Source organism: Mycolicibacterium stellerae (assembly GCF_003719305.1).
Taxonomy (GTDB): domain Bacteria; phylum Actinomycetota; class Actinomycetes; order Mycobacteriales; family Mycobacteriaceae; genus Mycobacterium; species Mycobacterium stellerae.
On record NZ_RARC01000031.1, the window covers coordinates 34,126 to 50,916 of the forward strand.

At 64.5% G+C, this 16,791-nt stretch carries 19 protein-coding genes and 1 pseudogene; 15 read left to right on the plus strand and 5 right to left on the minus strand.

Annotation, left to right across the window (positions count from 1 at the left end; translation table 11 throughout):
• Positions 1-33: 33 nt before the first annotated feature.
• Positions 34-180 carry a hypothetical protein gene (locus D6M19_RS34975; RefSeq protein ID WP_164478716.1) on the minus strand — a complete coding sequence of 49 codons (147 nt, stop codon included), beginning with the start codon at positions 178-180 and terminating at the stop codon, positions 34-36.
• Between the two features lie 96 nt (positions 181-276).
• Here D6M19_RS34975 and pdxR point away from each other — a divergent pair, with 96 nt between their 5' ends.
• From pdxR to D6M19_RS27420, 5 genes are all read left to right on the plus strand, one after another.
• Positions 277-1,698 carry a MocR-like pyridoxine biosynthesis transcription factor PdxR gene (gene pdxR, locus D6M19_RS27400; protein WP_234835080.1) on the plus strand — a complete coding sequence of 474 codons (1,422 nt, stop codon included), beginning with the start codon at positions 277-279 and terminating at the stop codon, positions 1,696-1,698.
• Between the two features lie 78 nt (positions 1,699-1,776).
• On the plus strand, positions 1,777-2,187 hold the full coding sequence (locus D6M19_RS27405; protein WP_164478717.1) for a cupin domain-containing protein: 411 nt from the start codon (positions 1,777-1,779) through the stop codon (positions 2,185-2,187).
• 5 nt (positions 2,188-2,192) lie between these two features.
• A complete protein-coding gene (locus tag D6M19_RS27410) occupies positions 2,193-3,146 on the plus strand; it encodes an NADP-dependent oxidoreductase (RefSeq protein WP_123028432.1) in 954 nt (317 codons plus the stop codon).
• Positions 3,143-3,838: an alpha/beta hydrolase gene (locus D6M19_RS27415; protein WP_123028433.1), complete on the plus strand. Its 696-nt coding sequence runs from the start codon at positions 3,143-3,145 to the stop codon at positions 3,836-3,838. The genes D6M19_RS27410 and D6M19_RS27415 overlap by 4 nt, the downstream gene beginning before the upstream one ends.
• 23 nt (positions 3,839-3,861) lie before the next feature.
• Positions 3,862-4,479 (plus strand): HD domain-containing protein, encoded by a 618-nt coding sequence (locus D6M19_RS27420; protein ID WP_123028434.1) that lies wholly within the window; start codon positions 3,862-3,864, stop codon positions 4,477-4,479.
• A 14-nt stretch (positions 4,480-4,493) separates the two neighbouring features.
• On the opposite strand, the gene D6M19_RS27425 is transcribed toward D6M19_RS27420, so the two are convergent.
• Positions 4,494-5,009 (minus strand): hypothetical protein, encoded by a 516-nt coding sequence (locus D6M19_RS27425; protein WP_234835074.1) that lies wholly within the window; start codon positions 5,007-5,009, stop codon positions 4,494-4,496.
• 434 nt (positions 5,010-5,443) lie between these two features.
• Between D6M19_RS27425 and D6M19_RS27435 the strand changes: the two genes are divergently transcribed.
• The 5 genes and pseudogenes from D6M19_RS27435 (at position 5,444) to istB (ending at position 8,732) form a co-directional block, all read left to right on the plus strand.
• Complete coding sequence (locus D6M19_RS27435) at positions 5,444-6,124, plus strand: TetR/AcrR family transcriptional regulator (protein WP_123028437.1); 681 nt, start codon at positions 5,444-5,446, stop codon at positions 6,122-6,124.
• A gap of 25 nt (positions 6,125-6,149) precedes the next feature.
• Complete coding sequence (locus D6M19_RS27440; RefSeq protein ID WP_123028438.1) at positions 6,150-6,416, plus strand: F0F1 ATP synthase subunit C; 267 nt, start codon at positions 6,150-6,152, stop codon at positions 6,414-6,416.
• 342 nt (positions 6,417-6,758) lie between these two features.
• Entirely contained in the window at positions 6,759-7,550 is a 792-nt protein-coding gene (locus D6M19_RS27445) for an alpha/beta hydrolase (RefSeq protein WP_164478718.1), read from the plus strand.
• A gap of 50 nt (positions 7,551-7,600) precedes the next feature.
• A complete protein-coding gene (locus D6M19_RS27450) occupies positions 7,601-7,948 on the plus strand; it encodes a hypothetical protein (RefSeq protein WP_164478719.1) in 348 nt (115 codons plus the stop codon).
• Positions 7,945-8,732, plus strand: a pseudogene (gene istB, locus D6M19_RS27455) (IS21-like element helper ATPase IstB). The gene D6M19_RS27450 and the pseudogene istB overlap by 4 nt, the downstream one beginning before the upstream one ends.
• Before the next feature lie 198 nt (positions 8,733-8,930).
• Here istB and D6M19_RS27460 read toward each other — a convergent pair.
• Both D6M19_RS27460 and D6M19_RS27465 read right to left on the minus strand, forming a co-directional pair.
• Positions 8,931-10,295, minus strand: a complete 1,365-nt coding sequence (locus D6M19_RS27460) for a flavin monoamine oxidase family protein (protein WP_206428653.1) — start codon at positions 10,293-10,295, stop codon at positions 8,931-8,933.
• Entirely contained in the window at positions 10,288-12,072 is a 1,785-nt protein-coding gene (locus D6M19_RS27465) for an amidohydrolase (RefSeq protein ID WP_123028442.1), read from the minus strand. Before D6M19_RS27465 ends, D6M19_RS27460 begins: the two co-directional genes overlap by 8 nt.
• 178 nt (positions 12,073-12,250) lie before the next feature.
• Here D6M19_RS27465 and D6M19_RS27470 point away from each other — a divergent pair, with 178 nt between their 5' ends.
• From D6M19_RS27470 to D6M19_RS27485, 3 genes are all read left to right on the plus strand, one after another.
• Positions 12,251-12,835 (plus strand): TetR/AcrR family transcriptional regulator, encoded by a 585-nt coding sequence (locus D6M19_RS27470; RefSeq protein WP_123028443.1) that lies wholly within the window; start codon positions 12,251-12,253, stop codon positions 12,833-12,835.
• A gap of 648 nt (positions 12,836-13,483) precedes the next feature.
• Positions 13,484-14,029: a TetR/AcrR family transcriptional regulator gene (locus D6M19_RS27480; RefSeq protein ID WP_123028476.1), complete on the plus strand. Its 546-nt coding sequence runs from the start codon at positions 13,484-13,486 to the stop codon at positions 14,027-14,029.
• 66 nt (positions 14,030-14,095) lie between these two features.
• Positions 14,096-14,968 (plus strand): DUF4349 domain-containing protein, encoded by an 873-nt coding sequence (locus D6M19_RS27485; protein ID WP_123028445.1) that lies wholly within the window; start codon positions 14,096-14,098, stop codon positions 14,966-14,968.
• A 19-nt stretch (positions 14,969-14,987) separates the two neighbouring features.
• Here the strand turns inward: D6M19_RS27485 and D6M19_RS27490 are convergent, their stop codons facing one another.
• The gene (locus tag D6M19_RS27490) at positions 14,988-15,449 is read right to left on the minus strand and encodes an OsmC family protein (protein ID WP_123028446.1); all 462 of its coding nucleotides are present in this window, start codon (positions 15,447-15,449) and stop codon (positions 14,988-14,990) included.
• 174 nt (positions 15,450-15,623) lie between these two features.
• On the opposite strand from D6M19_RS27490, the gene D6M19_RS27495 reads away from it, so the two are divergent.
• Both D6M19_RS27495 and D6M19_RS27500 read left to right on the plus strand, forming a co-directional pair.
• A complete protein-coding gene (locus tag D6M19_RS27495) occupies positions 15,624-16,082 on the plus strand; it encodes a hypothetical protein (RefSeq protein ID WP_164478720.1) in 459 nt (152 codons plus the stop codon).
• Positions 16,083-16,136: 54 nt separating this feature from the next.
• The gene (locus D6M19_RS27500; protein ID WP_123028448.1) at positions 16,137-16,622 is read left to right on the plus strand and encodes a hypothetical protein; all 486 of its coding nucleotides are present in this window, start codon (positions 16,137-16,139) and stop codon (positions 16,620-16,622) included.
• The last annotated feature ends 169 nt before the right edge of the window (positions 16,623-16,791 follow it).

Below are 16,791 nucleotides of genomic sequence, written 5' to 3' on the forward strand. Positions count from 1 at the left end.
GGTGCGACGGGGTCGGCAGATCCCGGCGGCTCGTCAGCCGACGGTCAGGCCGGGCTCCCAATGTGCCTGGGCACGCTGGAGGTGCTGCGTCACCGCGTGCACGTCCGCAGGGACCAGGGCGCACTGACCGCACCACACGAGGCTGGCCTTCGACTTGCCGGTGATCGACATGGCTTTCACGCTAACGGCGATACCACCCGCGTCGTGGGCCACTTGAGGGCAGCGAGTGGGGGCCAGTCCGGACCGACGTGTTCTAGATTGAAACCATGGACCGCAATCACTGACGTGCACGCCACGACTGGACCTACGAGCTCGGTCGCCGGACTGGACCTCCACCTGGATCGCCCCGGCGGCAGGGTGCGTGACAGCGTGATGGACGCCATCCGCGACGCCATCCGCGCGGGGCGGTTGCCCTCGGGGACGCGGTTGCCCTCGAGCCGCGCGCTGGCCGCCGACTTGGGGCTCGCCCGCAACACCGTGGCGCGTGCGTATGCCGAACTCATCGCCGAAGGCTGGCTGACCTCACGCCACGGCTCGAGCACATTGGTCTCCCCGCGCGCGGCCGAAGTGGTCCGCTCCGTTGCCGCACCACGGCGGCAACCGGCGCCGCGCCGGCTCCACCACGACCTGCGCCCCGGACATCCGGATTTGTCGTCCTTTCCGCGGACCGAATGGAGCCGTGCGGTGATGCGTGCGCTGAACGCGGCCCCGTCCGAGGCGTTCGGCTACGCCGACCCACACGGCCGGCCGGAGCTTCGCCATGCCCTTGCCCAATATCTCGCTCGCGCGCGTGGAGTTCGGACCCGCCCGTGCAACGTCGTCGTGTGCAGTGGGGCCGCCGAAGGGCTGGGCCTCGTCGCCGGCGCCTTGGCCGACGCCGGAGTCACCGCCGTCGCCGTCGAGGAGTTCGGGCTGGCCACCCAGCGGGCGACGCTCGCCAGAGCCGGGTTGCATTGCCCCCCATTGGCGGTGGACTCCAACGGGGCCGACGTCGCGGCGCTCGACGACATGGCCCAGGTGGGCGGTGTGTTGCTCACGCCGTCGCACCAGTTCCCGCTGGGCGTATCACTGCATTCCGATCGGCGCGCAGCGGTCATCGATTGGGCCCGCCGAACCGGTGGCGTGATCATCGAAGACGATTACGACGGGGAGTTCCGCTACGACCGCGGCCCCGTCGGCGCGCTGCACGGCGGTGATCCCGACCACGTGGTCTACATGGGCACGGCGAGCAAGTCGCTGGCGCCGGGGCTTCGGCTTGGCTGGCTGCTGGTCCCGGACCGGCTCGTCGAAGCGGTGGTCCGGCAGAAGGGCGAAACCGAGGAGACCAGTGGCTTCGTCGAACAGCTGGCAATGGCCGACTTCATCGTGTCCGGTTCCTATGACAGGCACATTCGCACCATGCGGGCCGAGTACCGGCGCCGCCGCGAGCAACTCGTCGCGGCGGTCGCCCTAGCGTCACCGACCGTCGTCGTGAGCGGGTTGCCAGCGGGTCTGCACGTCACGCTCGAGGGGCTCGGTGACGACCAGCGCGCGCGGGCCCGGCAACCGGCGTGGCAACGGCTCGGAGTGGAGCGGCTCGAGCTGTTTCGTCATCCCGAAACACGCAGCGCGCGTGAGGGTGTGGTGGTCGGGTTTGCGGCACCCGCACCGAGCGCGTGGTCGGCGGCCGTGGACGCGCTGCTCCGACTGCTGCCCTGACTTGGCCCCGGACTGGCCCCCACTCGCCGCGCTCAAGTGGCCCCCGTTTCGCGCGCTGCCAGAACTATCGTGAAAGCCATGTTGGTCTCAGGAAACGTCAAGATCACCGATCTTCTGTCCGCCACGCCGCCGTCGATCCCGCAGCGTTCACACGCCATGATGCAGCTGGTCGCACTTCCTCCAGCAGACGACGGCGTGGGTCCGCATCGGCATTCGGGGCCAGTCTTCGGGTACATGTTGGAAGGTCGAATGCTCTTCGAACTCGAGGGTGAAGCACCCAGGGAAATCGTTGCGGGCGAGGCGTTCTGGGAGCCCGGTGGCGACGTGGTGCACTATCAGATGAGGAATTTGGACGCGACGGGCTGGACCCGCTTCCTTGCAGTGTGCATCTGCGCTCCCGGGGTCGACATGATCACCATGCTCGAGCCTGACGAGATCGACGCCCGCGATGCCCTGCGGCATCCCAGTGCCCGTCGACACGCAAACTGAACACCATGCGAGCGATCGTCGCGCGTGACCGCGCCGCAGGTATAGCCGGCCTCGCGGCAGAGGAGATGCCCTATCCGCACGCCGCCGAGAACGACGTCATCGTCCAGGTGTACTCGGCGGGGTTCACACCGGGTGAGCTCGATTGGCCGGCCACCTGGACCGACCGTGCCGGGCGCGACCGAACGCCGACCATTCCCGGCCACGAGGTCTCCGGGGTGATCGCCGAACTGGGTTACGGGACGACTGGCCTGGCCGTCGGCCAACGGGTCTTCGGGGTCACCGACTGGTGCCGCAACGGCACACTGGCCGAATTCGTGGCAGTGGAGGCACGCAACCTTGCACCGCTATCGGCCGGAATCGATCACACCATGGCTGCGGCGCTGCCGATTTCAGGCCTCACGGCCTGGCAGGGACTCTTCACCCACGGACGGCTCGAGGCTGGGCAGACCGTTTTGATTCACGGCGCCGCAGGCGGTGTCGGCTCGATAGCGGTGCAACTCGCACGGGAGGCGGGGGCGCGGGTGATCGGTACCGGCCGTGCCGCCCACCGGGAGACGGTCCTTGGCATGGGAGCGGAAGTCTTCGTGGACCTGGATCGCGATCGACTCGAACGAATCGGTGAAGTGGACATGGTGTTCGATGTGATCGGAGGTCAAATACTGTGTCGCTCAGCGGCATTGGTCCGGCCGGGCGGTGTACTTGTAAGCATCGCAGAACCGCCGCCGAGCCCACCTGACAACATCCGGGCCGTCTTCTTCGTCGTCGAACCTGACCGCCAGGGGCTTGCCGAATTGGAGCACAGGCTCAGAGATGGGCGGCTGCGCCCACTCATCGGAGTGACACGACCCCTCGAAGAGGCCGCTGTGGCGTTCGGCCCGACGCACGGTGGTGGCGGCAAGACGATCATCCGAGTCATCGATGACGTGCCCGAAATTGTTGGCGAAGAGGCTGTTTCATGACCGTGCCATCGGTCCTACTGGTCCCGGGTGCTTGGCACAGGCCCGACCACTTTCGGCTGCTGGTCGACGAACTGTCGGATGTCGACGTGCACACCGTGACGCTGACGAGCAGTGGTGACGACCCCGCGGCGCTGCAGGATATGCATGCCGACGCCGGTGTGATTGCGCGAGCCGCCGCAGCGATCGGCGGGCCCGTTGTCGTGGTCGCGCACTCGTACGGCGGAGTGCCCACCACGCAGGCATTCCGACAGGCGGGAAACGTCGCTCGCATCATCTTTCTCGCCGCGTTCCAGCTTCTTGCCGGTGAGTCGTTGTTATCCATCAACTGCGGTTCACTGATGCCGTGGGCGAGACGCCGCCGACAGAAGGGGATCGGCGACTACGTCGAGGTCGTTACGCCGATGACCGTGTTCTACAACGACGTCGAGGCCGAGACCGCCCGGTATGCGGTGGCTCGACTCGGTTATCAGTCCTACGCGTCGATGAGTCAGCGACTGACCGAGACAGCCTGGCAGACGATCCCGAGCACGTACGTGATCTGCGAAGCCGACAACGCGATTCCTGTCGCGGCTCAGGAGGCAATGGCCCGCCGCGCCGATGACGTTGTGCGCTTGCCGACGTCGCACTCGCCCTTTCTGTCCCAGTCCGCAATGCTGGCCGGGTTGATCCGGCGATCGCTCGCCCGCGCCTGAAATGCAAGGAAAGGAGAATCAGCATGGGAGCACCGAATACTGAGCTGATAGGAGTCGACGCCGCATTCCCGCAGACGCAGGCGGCCACTGCCGCGGTGTCGGTGGCTACTCGCTTCTACTCGCCCGCGTTACTCCACCACTGCTTCCGCTCGTACCTGTGGGCAGCGAAGTACGGAGCCGCGCACGGCATCGCCTTCGACGAGGAACTGCTCTATGTCTCGGCGATGCTTCACGACCTCGGTCTCACCGATGCATTCGACACCCACCGAGTGCCCTTCGAAGAATCGGGTGGAAACCTCGCGTGGGTGTTCGGGGTAGCGGCCGGTTGGCCAGTTGAGCGGGCCGCAAGAGCCGAGGAGATCATCGTGTTGCACATGCGCCCCGACGTGTGTGCGGCCGATGACCCCGAGTCGCACCTCTTGCAGGTCGCCACCAGCTGGGACGTCGCAGGGCGCCGGCCGGAGGAGTTTCCGGCAGAGCTGCGCGCGTGGATGCTTGCGCGCCATCCCCGACAAGGATTCGGTGACGAGTTCATCGCGTCCTTCGAGGACCAGGCGCGACGCAAGCCGGACAGCGCCGCCGCGGCGTCGATTGCCAACAACGGTGCGAGACGGATCAGGGCCAACCCGCTCGACGGCTGAACCGGGGGCGCCCCCTACTGGGGCGTCGGCTGAATGGATACGAGACGGAACGTGCCCCCCTCGGCGTCGTCAGGCGCGAACCGGACAACCAGGATGTCGGGAGGAAACTTGCTGGCAAGGTCGTTCAGGGTCCTCGGCAGGAACGCCTTCGCCTTGGCGTTGCCGTACCAATTGGGATCGGTCGGGTCGACGCCGACAGTGTTCACGATGTCGATCGTGGCGTCCCATTGTTGAACCGGGTCCGGCGGCGGATCTCCGAATCCCGCCGACTTCAGGTATGCATCTCCTTGTCCCGCAAGGGTAATCGCAGCGCCACCACCGACTGGCGTCCCGGTGATGGTCCCGTCGACGGCATTGGCCGTCACTGACGTCAGTCGCGCGGTGCAGACATTGTCGACAACGCTGGGCGGTGAGCAGAAACCGGGCAGCGGGGAACCATGAGCCGCGGCGACGTTCAGAACTACCGGAAGAGCCAGGACAGATATGGCGGTGCCGATGGCGGTCATCGCGCGGCTGCACGCGTTTGGCATCGAGATATCCCTCCTTCTCAAAGCATCGAGTCGTCGGCGGTCGACGTCACTGGAACTCTTTGCCAGGATCTGAACGGGTGTGTGCGATTCAGGCGGCCACGACGGCGCGGTAATGCGCCTTGCCTGAACGCACCTCTATCACAGCTTGATTGATGTCGGCCATCGCGTGGGTGATTTTGCAAGCAGATCTTGGCGTCATTTGTTCGCGAACCTTGACGTCGGTCCCTGAGTTGGGAGAGCGATTGTTCGCGAAGGCTGACATCAGCTTCGCCCGGCAGGTTGCCGTGCTTGCCGTGCCAGACGGGTCAGTGTCCGGTCGGGGCGCTATGGCGCTCGCGGTTCCGCGGCTCTGATGACTGAGCGGCTTATTGATCAGTTGATCTGATCTTAGATCATGTCTTCTAGTTCCGCTGATTCGGATTTAGGGTCGGACCATGCGATCGGAGAAGGGCCGTCCGGAGTCCTTCACCCGGGCCGCACGCAAGGCTCAGATCGTGGGCTGCGCGATCGAGGTGATCGCCGAAGTTGGCTTTGCCCAGGCATCGATCCGCAAGATCGCCGATCGAGTGGGCATCGCGATGAGCGCTGTGCTCTACCACTTCGGCAGCAAAGATAACCTGGTCGATGCGATCGTCGAGCATATGTACCGAACGATGCTTGCGCGCGTCGTCCCAGCGCTCGACGCTGCGCCAACTTCGGCGGAGAAGCTCGATGTCTATATCCGTTGCTGTATAGAGTATTTCGGCACCCACCGCGTCGCGCTGCAGGCGCTGGCCTCGCTGGGCACAGGTTATCGACCTAGCGACGGGCGACGCTTCGAAGAACTCGGACTCAGGCCGGACATCGCCGCGCAGTTGGCCTCTCTCGATCCCGCGATCATCCTGCGGGCCGGCCAGAATGACGGCGAGTTCGGGGACTTCCCCGTCGAGTCGACCGCCACAGCGCTGCGCGGTGCGGTCAACGGTGTGGTCGAGAAGATTCTGCGTGAACCCGATTACGACGCAAAGGGTTACGGCGAAGACTTAGTCGAAATGTTCGGCCGCATTGTCAGAGGCGCACGATGCGCATCGCCGCGATCGGGGGGCGGCGACGTAGTGCCGCACATCCCGTCCTAGCAATCCGCCCACTAGGAGGACCACCATGGCCGCAGATCCCGAAATCGTTAAAGCGATCATAACCGCCGGAGGACTACTCGGCGGCGGTGTCATGATGGCCGGAGGCGCGATCGGAGCCGGCATTGGCGACGGCATGGCCGGGGCGCAACTCGTCGCGGGCGTCGCACGCCAGCCTGAAGCTCAACAACGAATGTTTGTGCCTTTCCTGATCACGGTGGGTCTGGTTGAAGCTGCATTCTTCATCAACGTCGCTTTTATGGCCCTCTTCGTGTTCGCCACACCTGGGCTCTAAGCATCTGGGGAGCCACGACAAACACCCGTCGGCGCTCACCGTTAGCAATAAGTATCCCTCCGGTGGGGTTAGACATGAACGAATCACATTCCACGGGAAAGGTTTCGGATGAAAGGCAACGAAGCCCTGCACCACGCCAGCGCGCAGGAACCCGTCGCCGGTGGCGGCATCGCGCTATCAAGTGTCATACCCAACAGCCGGTTGGCGCAGTTCTCCGAGAGAGTCGGTATTGCTGCAGTGAACCGCTTGCCACTTCGGCTGCGCCCGCATGTGTTGCGGGCATCGCGCCAGGCACGGCCATCGCGGAAAGTTGCGGCTGGCATACCCGTCACAGAGCAAACAATGAGTGGGGTCCAGATCACCTGGCTGGGTCGCCAACCCGGAAAAGACGTCATCATGTACTTGCACGGGGGCGCTTACATGGCCGGACCGGTCTTCCTCCAATGGAAGCTGCTCGCCGAGATTCATCGCCAGACCGGGCTCGCTGCGGCGATGGTGCTCTACCGCAGGCCGCCCCAAGACCCCCACCCGGCTGCCCTCGACGACGTGGTCACCGCCATTCGGTCATTGCACGCCAACGGAGAACTGCGTGAGGGGCATTGGGTATTGGCCGGCGACAGTGCTGGAGGCCAACTCGCGTTGAGTGCGGCACAGCAGCTCCGCGACACCGACGGCCCGATGCCTGCGGGCATGATGCTAACCGCGCCGCTGGTGGACATGGAGTTAGCGCATCCGGATACGGTCGCGGCCATCGACGCTGCTGGCATCAAACGCGACGAGAAGTTCTGGTGGGCATTCAAGCTCTATGCCAACGGGATGCCGTTCAGCGACCCGACACTCTCACCGATCAACGCCTCGGTCGCTGGACTGCCACCGGTGCACCTAAATGTCGGCACCGAGGACTTCTTCCTCCACGATGTTCGCCGGCTCCGCAATGCAATGCTCCGCAATGGAGTTCGTGTCAGCTACATCGAACAGCAGGGCGCCGAACACGTCTACGCCCTACGTAGTGGCACACCCCAGGCGCGTTGGGCGGTCGCTGAACAAATCCGATGGCTACGCGAAGTCCTACCGAGCGCTACACCGTCAACCGACAGCGCTATCGATGGCGGCAGCGCCGCCGCTGATAGCTGAGCTATAACTTCCACGCTGGCTAAGTACCACGGCTGCCGGTGAGGACTTCGATGAGTCCGAAATCTCGGGTTGAGCTGTATGCGGCCATTCGTCGTGACGCCCGAGAGGGCATGTCCGGCCGCGAACTTCAGCGTTCGCACGGTCTTGGCTGGCGCACCGTCCAGGCCGCGCTGGGATCGGCGTGGCCAGCGCAACGGGCACCGTACCCGACGCGGGCGTCAAAGCTCGACCCATTCAAACCAATCATTGATCTGATCCTCGTCGCCGACCTCGATGCACCACGCAAGCAGCGTCACACGATCACCCGCATCTTCGACCGTCTGTGCCGCGAGCACGACATGACTGATGTGTCCTATCCGGTAGTACGGGCCTACGTCCAGGAAAGGCACGATCCATGACCGCACGGCGTGGACTGACCGAACAAGCCGCCGACGCCGCGATCGACCAGGCCTGCCGCATGCTGCGGCTACCCACCATCCGACAGCACTTCCCCGAGACCGCCGACAACGCTGCACGACACCAGCAGTCCTATCGCGCGTTCCCTGCCGAACTGCTTATGGCCGATGCGACGACCGCGCCCGCCGCCGCTCCCAACGCCGCATCCGCGCAGCGGCCTTTCCGCGCGAGAAATCTCTGCGCGCTTTCGATTACGACGCCAACCCCAATCTCGACCCCGCCGTCATCAACACCCTGGCCACCTGCGACTGGGTCCGCAAAGGCCAACCCCTGTGCCTCATCGGCGACAGCGGAACCGGCAAGAGCCACCTCTTGATCGCTCTGGGCACCGAAGCAGCCATGGCAGGCTTCCGCGTCAAATACACCCTGGCCGCCAAGCTTGTCAACGAACTCGTCGAAGCCGCCGACGAGATGACCCAGACCAAGACCATCGCCCGCTACGGCCGAGTCGACCTACTCTGCATCGACGAACTGGGCTACATAGCCCTGGACAAGCGCGGCGCCGAACTGCTCTTCCAGGTACTGACCGAGCGCGAGGAGAAAGCCTCCGTGGCCATCGCGAGCAACGAAGCCTTCAGCGGCTGGACCAAGACCTTCACCGACCCCCGACTCTGCGCCGCCATCGTGGACCGCCTCACCTTCGGCGGCAACATCATCGAAACCGGCACCGACTCCTACCGCGTCGCCCATACACTCCGCAACCGCGGCAACCAACCCGAGAAGTGACGCCAACATTCACCAACACAGCGGGACGCCCAAGGCCAACACCGACGTCAAAATTCACGCACAAACGACGTCATAGAATCCGAATGAAGCCACGTAGGTCCGCACAATGGGCCGAATGTACCGCCTACCTGAGCGCCGACGGGTACGACGGTAAGGGCTTCCGATGAGTGGGACTTCTCGGGTTGCGTGGACGCTTCATTACTGGGCGCGGCTGAGTGCTCGGGTAACTTCATCGGCGCTGCGCTGTCCGGATTGGATCGCCCCGTCGATGTAGCCGGCCCACGCGGTTGCGGTCTCGGTGCCGGCCCAGTGCAACGGGCCTATGGGTGTCCGGAGAGCTGGGCCGAAGCGGGTCAGGGCCATCGGGGCGGCGAATGCGCCGTAGCAGCCGCGGGTGTATTCCTCGGCGGCCCAGTCACGTTCGAGGTAGGCGATGGGGTTGGCTGCGGATTCGCCAAAGTAAGCGACGAGGTCGTCTAGCACTGTGCTGCGCCGCTCCTGTGGTGAGAGCTTAGAGGCGAAGTCGGCGTGCCTGGCTTCAAGGAACCCCACGAGGACGCCGGGGCTACCGGTCGGCGGTGTGTTGTCAAAGACGGTGCCGAGTGGTCGTGAACCGCTGTTGGCCTGTCCGCTCAGGCCGTCGGCACGCCAAAACGGTTCCGGGTAGCCCACGTTGATCTTGATGACCCGCCCCATCGGCATGCGCTGCACCAGTTGGTCTCGATCCGTCGGTAGGGCTGGCTTGAACCGAATACGCGCGGCCAACGGTGGAGGGATGGCGACGATAACGCGCCGCGCCCGGTGAGTGGTGCCTGCGGCGGTGTAGAGCACCACATCGCCTGAGGTCCAGTCGATGTCGGTGATCGGCTTCTCGAGCACGATGCGGTCGGCCAGTTCTTCGGCGATGGTCAGCGCGATCCGCTGGGAGCCGCCCACGATGCGGTCCTGTTGGGCACCACCGGCGACGTTGATCAATGCATCAAGACCGCCCGCGGCATGGATGTAGAACAGAGCCCATAGCGCCGAGATATCCTGTGGCCCAGCGGCGAAGATGGCTTCTGTGGCCATACGCATGATGGCCTGTCCACCGTTGGTATTGAGTCTTCGGTCCAGCCAGGTCGCGAAGGTCTGTCCGTCGAGACGGTCACCGCCGCGGGCCGTCCAGGGTGCGTCCAGAGGGATTTTTCGGGCGGCGCGGCGCAATGCCCACTGGGCACTTCCGACGTCGGCCATGGCCACAGGATTGAACAGCGGAATGCGGCCGGTGTACGTGCTGCGGGAGTTGCCCAGTTCGAGGATGTGGCGGCCGCTGGTGTGGGTGGGGAAGGTAGATAGCCCCAATTCCTCGATAAGGGCCAACACCCGGTGTTGCCCGGGACCGACCCACTGCCCGCCCATCTCAATGGTGACGCCGTCACACAATTCCTCGGTGAGCAACCGGCCACCGACCCGATCGCGCGCCTCCAAAACGACGACCTCGCGGCCCCGTCGCAGGATCTCGCGTGCGGCGACCAGGCCGGCGACCCCGGCTCCAACGATCACCACATCCACGGGCTTAGACACGCTGTCCTCCGGTTGATCCATCGCTCGGCGGTCGTTGCGAGAGTTTGCGCTGGGGGCGCGCCTGATATACGCAGATCCCCGCGACGTAAGTCTCTTCCACAGCGAGGGAACCGATGTTCTCGGGTTCGACGTCGGCGGGGTTGCGGTCAATGACGACAAGGTCGGCTTGCTTACCGACGGTGATGCTGCCCGCGGCGTGGGACACACCAAGCGCGGCGGCCGATCCCGTCGTGTAAGCGTGCAACGCCTGGCCGACGGTTAACGCTTCGTGGGGGCTGTAGAGAACTCCGCTGCGGGCGCGGCGTGTGACCGCAGCCTGAATGGCGGGAAGCACGCGGTAGTCACCTGAGGGGTAATCCGAGGATCCAGCCAGCTGGACTCCGGCAGCAGTCAGTGTCTTCAGCGGCAGGGCAGGTAGCGATGGCGGGGCCGGCGCTTCGAACAGCTCCGGACCGAGGTCTTGGACCCAGATGGGTGATACTACGGCGATAGCGCCGACGTCGGCGATACGGCCTGCCAGCTCGGCCCCGCAGAAAACCGTGTGCTCCAGGCGCGGTCGCCCGGGCAGCTCGTCGAGTCGATTTGCGAACTTGCTGAGCGCGCGGGTGGCCTGGTCGATGGCTTCGTTACCTATGGCGTGCTGGGCCACTTGTAGCCCGTGATCGGCTGCGCTGGCGATGGTGGCCGCCAGGTCGTCGTCGTCCCAGAACAGCAGACCGTGGTGGTATTTGCGGTCGCGGCCGAATCGAGCCGGACCGCCGTTGCGCGCGGCGTGTAACGCCGCGCGCATCGATGCCAGGCCACCGCCGCCCACCGACGTGCGCACTACTCGGCTCACCGCTTGCAGCAGTTCGCCAACGGATAGGCAGACCGCGCAGGCTTCGCCGCCATCGAGAAACAACTTGGCGGCACCGACTGGAGATCGCGTCGGCCCGCTGCCGGTCGCTGGTCCCGAGGTGCGGTGGGCTAGCAGGGATTCATTGCCAATTGGCATGCGGTGCACGGTGAGTGGGAGCAGACCACCTGCGATGGCTCGCTGATACAGGTCATCAAAAAGTGGCGAAACGGCGGCATCACCGACTCTCGTGATCCCGGCCATCAGGAGTTCCTGGGCGTGGGCTGCCGCTTCGGTGAGCCAGGAGTCCGTGGCGGCGCCGACCAGTGAATTCCTGGACTGCGCCTCGGCCAGAAACAACGCAGCTTCGCTAATGTCACCACGGGGCAGCCGGTCGCGGCCGAGTGGGATCCCGCCGCCGATTGGCACCGTTGTGGGTGGTAGCCAACCCATCGCGTCAAAACCAGCGCTGTTGAGCGCACCGGAGTGCCAGCCGAGTGCGCCGATAAACAGGGGTCGTTCGGGGCATGCTCGGTCCAGCTCGTGGCGAGTGGGATGGCGGCGTTCGCGCAGCGTTGTCGGTGAGTAGCCAAACAACCGCACCCACCCCGAGTTTGGAGCGTGGGCGGCGAACTGTTCGACGAGGCCAAGCATGTCGTCGATGCTGGTTCCCGCGGGCAGGCGCAGGTCGGTCGAACGACGGTCCAGCGCAGCAAACAAGAAGTGGTGGTGGGCGTCGATAAATCCCGGCAGCAACGCGCGGCCTGCGAGGTCTACCTCTTCGGCTCCTACGGCACGCGCTGTCGGGCGCAGCTCGTTCTCTGTGCCCACCGCGGCGATCTGTCCATCGGTCACCAGCACGGCTTCGGTGGTCTCGGCGGTGAGTGGTGCATCTTCACAGGTGACGATCGCTCCACCGAAGAAGAACAGTGATCCGGCCATGCGTGGCCTTTCGGTTGTGTCGTTAACCGCGGGTCAGGCCCCTAGCGCCCGAGGACAAGATCGCCGAGCTCAGGACCTCTGACCCAGGCGTCCCTCGTCACGGCCCATCCCAGCTGTCGGACATGGATGACAAAATAAACAATTCGCGTATGTTTGTCTATCAACCTAGGATCGCAAAGTGGCACGCGGCAACACCCCAATTCGTATCCTCGACGCGGCCGTGCGCTGCGCGGGCAAGATCGGTCTCCGACGGGTCACCGTGGACGACATCGCGAAAGAGGCCGGGCTCGCCCGCGTGACTCTCTACAGCCACTTCCCCACGAAAGAGGAGATCCTGCGGGCTGCCCTGCTCCGGGAGTTGGCTGTCTTCCTGGCCGCACTGGAGAACGAGTTCGCTCGACACGATGACCCCGAGGTGAGGGTTGTGGAGACGGTGGTCGTCGCGGTGCGGACATTGCGATCTCACGAGGTCGTCCAGCACCTGCTGCGGACCGAGCCTGAGTTGCTGTTGCCATTCCTCGTCGGCGACAGCCCGCCAATGGGTCTAGCGCGAGAATGGGCGGCTACGCAGATGCTGAGCGCGTCTGACATCAGCTTTGCCATCGACCCGCAGCCCGGCGGTGAGCTGGTGATGCGTCTGATCCACTCGCTCGTACTTAGCCCGGCCTCTAGCTACGACCTCGACGACGACGACCAACTACGCCGCCTTGTCAAGGCCTGGTTCGTGCCTCCACTGCTAGGTGGTTCACCCAAAGCAACGTGACGGCAGGCGCCTGGAAAAACCCATCGACGGCGTTCAACTTCTCGGCCGAATACGACCGCATCCGGAAAGGTCCAGACGCCGAGGCCGAGCTTGATCGAGCGTTTGGCGACGAAGGCCGCACAGACCGGAAATGAAGACGGCGCAACGGAACGGCTGAAGCGACCGACCGACGAGATCGGCGGGTGCGGGCGATGCGTCGCTGACGTCACTGCCTTTGACAGTGCGGTAGTTCTCGCGGTACCGATCGATCTGATCGGCGCGCAGTGGCACCGAGAAGATGCTGACGTTGTTGGGGCGGTCACCGGGTGGCCTGCGCTGCGCGAGATTGCGGGCACCGATGCGAAAACCTGCGACCGCACCCCCGAGGCAAGCGATCAGCATGGCGCCTGCGACTCCGGCCAGATCACTTCGGGTAGCCAGCGCCGCGACGAACAACCCGAGCGAGGCAAAGCCCATCAGGAGAAATACGTACGCCAGGTAAGTCACAGAAACACGTCGAAAGACGTCAACCATCGTTATCCCTTCTCGAGCCTTAGCGACCGCTCGCTTGGCGGTCGAAGCAACGCTACGCGTAGCGTAGTGCGCTACACCCAGCGTAGCGTTTGGCGAGCCGGCGTTATTCCCTCGGTGAGCAGACAGGAGTTCTTGATGGCACAGCAAGGGCGCGTTGAGGACGGCATTGCGGATTCGACGCTGCGCCTGTTGCGTACCGGAGGACCGCGCGCGGTGACGGTTGAGGCGGTCGCGGCGGATTCGGGCATCGCGAAGACGACTATCTACCGCCGGCATGCCAATCGACGGGATATGTTGTCGAGCGCTCTATCGCGGGTCGCGTCGCCGACACCTCTTGATCCGCAGACAGAAGCGCCCGATCGGCTCAGGTGGCTCATCGACCATGCGATCGAAACGATCGGGGACGGCATCGGACTCGGCGGCCTTGCCGCGATGCTCACCGAGGACGATCCCGAATTCACCACCCTTTTCCGGCAGATCCTCATCGACCAACGGGCCAAACTGGCGGCTGCGATCGACACGGCCAGGGCCGACGGGTCGATGCGCGCCGATATTGACACCGAGGCATTGATAGACGCCGTGGTCGGCGCCTACATAGCCGAGCGCGCTCGCACGGGAAGCATCGCGGACGGCTGGAGGGAGCGGCTGTTCGATCTTCTGTGGCCCGCCGTGCAGGCGTGACACCGTGCCGAGGGGTGCTGCCAGCGGAAATGGGCGAAGCTCACAGCTAATGGCAAGGTGGCTGGCATGAGCCGGATTTCCTGCAGGTTGAACCGCAACTGGTTGGCGTTGGCGATTACGAGCATCGCGACTTTGGGGGTGCTGACGGCCTGCGCGGGTCCGTCCCTGCCCGACAACACACCCGCATCCAGCTTTAAGGACGGCGTCGCAGGCGCTCCGGAAGCCCCTGCCCCGCCCGAGCAGGGACCCATGCCGGTGCAGGACGCACAGCGCGACGTCGTCAAGACCGCATCGATGACCATCAGGGTTGCCAATACCTCCGAGGCTGCGGACAAGGCGGCCGTCATGGTGGAGGACGCCGACGGTCGGGTCGACAGCCGTAGCGAGGATGCCGGATCAGACCGCGGTCTGGCCCGCACCTCGGTCGTGTTGCGGGTTCCGGTGGCCAAGCTCGACGGTGTGGTGCGGGACTTGAAGACTCTGGGAAGCGTGCAGACGGCCGAGACCAGAGCCGAGGATGTCACGGCGCAACGGGTCGATATGGACGCCCGCATCAAGGCCCTGCAGACCTCGGTGGATCGCCTCCTGGCCATCATGCGCGACGCGAAGGATCCCGAGGCGCTCATCTCTGCAGAGAATGCTCTCTCCCAGCGGCAAGCGGATCTGGACAGCCTGCGTGCGCAGCGCGACGCGCTCGGCGACCGCATCGAATACAGCACCGTCGATGTCACCTTCGTCGCCGAGACGATCGGTGGCCCGGCACCCAAGGAGTACCAGGGCTTTGTCGGGCAGATCGAACGAGGTTGGGACGCAATGGTTTCCGTCGTCGGCAACCTCGTGCTGCTGTTCGGCCTGCTGCTGCCATGGCTGGCTGTGCTGGCCGTCGCCGGTGGCATCGGCTATGGCCTGATCCGGCTGCTCAGGGCACGCCGACCCTAGCCATGCGGGTCGACCACGGTCACTTCAACGATGTCGTGATGTCGATCTCCGAGGTCAGGGTCTGATGAACCGGGCAATGGTCGGCGATCTGCAGTAGCCGCTGCCGCTGACTTTCGTCGAGCGCGCCCGTTAACTCGATGTCGCGATCGACGTGATTGATCCACCCCTTGGTCGTCTCGCAGTGAACGCAGTCTTCTGCGTGGATACGCGAGTGCCGCAACGTCACCCGAACCCCGTCAAGCGGCCAGCCTTTGCGGTCGGCGTACATCCGCAGCGTCATCGAGGTACATGCGCCGAGCCCGGCCAGCAGCAGATCGTAGGGTGTCGGCCCGGCGTCGTCGCCGATTGGCCGTGGCTCGTCGGCGACCAGTCGGTGATTGCCGACGGTGATCTGCTGCGTATACGTTCCCGACCCCGCCTCCGACACGGTCACCGCGCCCTCGGACGACGCCGTTTCGTTGCCATTCTCGCGTGTTGTCATGTCTCTCCTCGGCGGTCTCGACGCCCGATCAACGCCGGACCGGATCGTCGCACGCCTGAGTGCCACCGTCGGCGAGTTTCGCACCAAGAATCCGCCAAGACGGCCAATGCACTCTCTGCGAGACGGGCCACCAACGCCCGACCGCCACAGATAGGACTGAACATGAAGCTCACAATGATCGCGGCGCTCTCCATCGCGACCGCCGCAACCTTGCCCCTCGCTGCCATCGCGAACGCCTGTGGTGGAGGTGGCGAAATCCCTGAGGATAACGACTTCGTGACTCCGTCGGGAAACATCGTCTGCAGCATCTACTCCGATAGCTCCGGCGTGAATTGCGAAGTCCGGGAACACACCTGGGTGATGCCGGCATCCACAACCGGCCCGTTCGGCAGGGCGTGCGACTTCAATTTCGGGGGTCTGGAGTTCTATGTGAGTCAAGCCAAGCCGGCCAACCTCGGGTGCTACGAGGGGGCAAGCAAGTTCGATGCACCCGGCCTGAAGACTCTCGACTACGGCCAGACCTACTCCCGTGGTGCCATCACTTGCGACAGTGAGCTCGCTGGCGTCACATGCACCGACACCACCACCGGGCACTTCTTCCGCGTATCGCGCGAGAGCTACGAACTGGGGTGAGTCGGGCAGCAGGGCCGGGGCCACATCGTCACTCGAGAACCCTATTGTCGCTGTGTGGTCGACGACGCAAACCCGTGGAAAGACGAGCTCGTCAAGATCGCCGAACGACTGGAAGCCAAGACCGGGCAGACGCGGTGGACCGACCGAACGGGCTTGCTCATCGAGCGGGACTTCGTGGCGAGCGCGTACGCAATGCGCAAGCTGGTCGAGGCGGCTGGCGGGTCGGCCGCACTCAGGCAACGTCGAATCCCGGTCAGGCGTTTCGAACTGACCGGGAGCCGCCCGCTGTCGGCCGACGACATAACGGATTGCTATGACTTCGACAACGGTCGTCGAACGATGCTCTCCCTTGTCCAGCTGTGTCACGAGATCCTGCACAGCGTTGTCTTCGCCTTCTGCTGCGGCGAGACCGAAGACCTCTTCGACGGCATATACGTGTCATCGGACGGTGACAAGAACGAGTACGTATACCTGGTGTTGGCATCCGATTTCATTGCCCTGTGTGGTGACATCGGCACGCTGGATCTGCAGCCAAGATGACTTGTGCGCAGCGGATTTGACGGTCCCCGTAGTATTGGTTTGTAGCTCCCGTTATGCAGAAGCGCTGACGGTGTGAGCGAAACCACTTGAAAATAAAGCAATAACGGAAATGTTCGCCTGCGCCTGTTCATTGCGCTGAGTCGAGTCGTCCGGTGTAACAGAAGGGGGA

Excerpts from the sequence above, each read along its gene's own strand:
- D6M19_RS27405 (WP_164478717.1), top strand. The coding sequence starts at position 1,777 with ATGTTGGTCTCAGGAAACGTCAAGATCACCGATCTTCTGTCCGCCACG.
- D6M19_RS27410 (WP_123028432.1), top strand. The coding sequence starts at position 2,193 with ATGCGAGCGATCGTCGCGCGTGACCGCGCCGCAGGTATAGCCGGCCTC.
- D6M19_RS27415 (WP_123028433.1), top strand. The coding sequence starts at position 3,143 with ATGACCGTGCCATCGGTCCTACTGGTCCCGGGTGCTTGGCACAGGCCC.
- D6M19_RS27420 (WP_123028434.1), top strand. The coding sequence starts at position 3,862 with ATGGGAGCACCGAATACTGAGCTGATAGGAGTCGACGCCGCATTCCCG.
- D6M19_RS27425 (WP_234835074.1), bottom strand. The coding sequence starts at position 5,009 with ATGCCAAACGCGTGCAGCCGCGCGATGACCGCCATCGGCACCGCCATA.
- D6M19_RS27435 (WP_123028437.1), top strand. The coding sequence starts at position 5,444 with ATGCGATCGGAGAAGGGCCGTCCGGAGTCCTTCACCCGGGCCGCACGC.
- D6M19_RS27440 (WP_123028438.1), top strand. The coding sequence starts at position 6,150 with ATGGCCGCAGATCCCGAAATCGTTAAAGCGATCATAACCGCCGGAGGA.
- D6M19_RS27445 (WP_164478718.1), top strand. The coding sequence starts at position 6,759 with ATGAGTGGGGTCCAGATCACCTGGCTGGGTCGCCAACCCGGAAAAGAC.
- D6M19_RS27450 (WP_164478719.1), top strand. The coding sequence starts at position 7,601 with ATGAGTCCGAAATCTCGGGTTGAGCTGTATGCGGCCATTCGTCGTGAC.
- D6M19_RS27465 (WP_123028442.1), bottom strand. The coding sequence starts at position 12,072 with ATGGCCGGATCACTGTTCTTCTTCGGTGGAGCGATCGTCACCTGTGAA.
- D6M19_RS27480 (WP_123028476.1), top strand. The coding sequence starts at position 13,484 with ATGGCACAGCAAGGGCGCGTTGAGGACGGCATTGCGGATTCGACGCTG.
- D6M19_RS27485 (WP_123028445.1), top strand. The coding sequence starts at position 14,096 with ATGAGCCGGATTTCCTGCAGGTTGAACCGCAACTGGTTGGCGTTGGCG.
- D6M19_RS27490 (WP_123028446.1), bottom strand. The coding sequence starts at position 15,449 with ATGACAACACGCGAGAATGGCAACGAAACGGCGTCGTCCGAGGGCGCG.
- D6M19_RS27495 (WP_164478720.1), top strand. The coding sequence starts at position 15,624 with ATGATCGCGGCGCTCTCCATCGCGACCGCCGCAACCTTGCCCCTCGCT.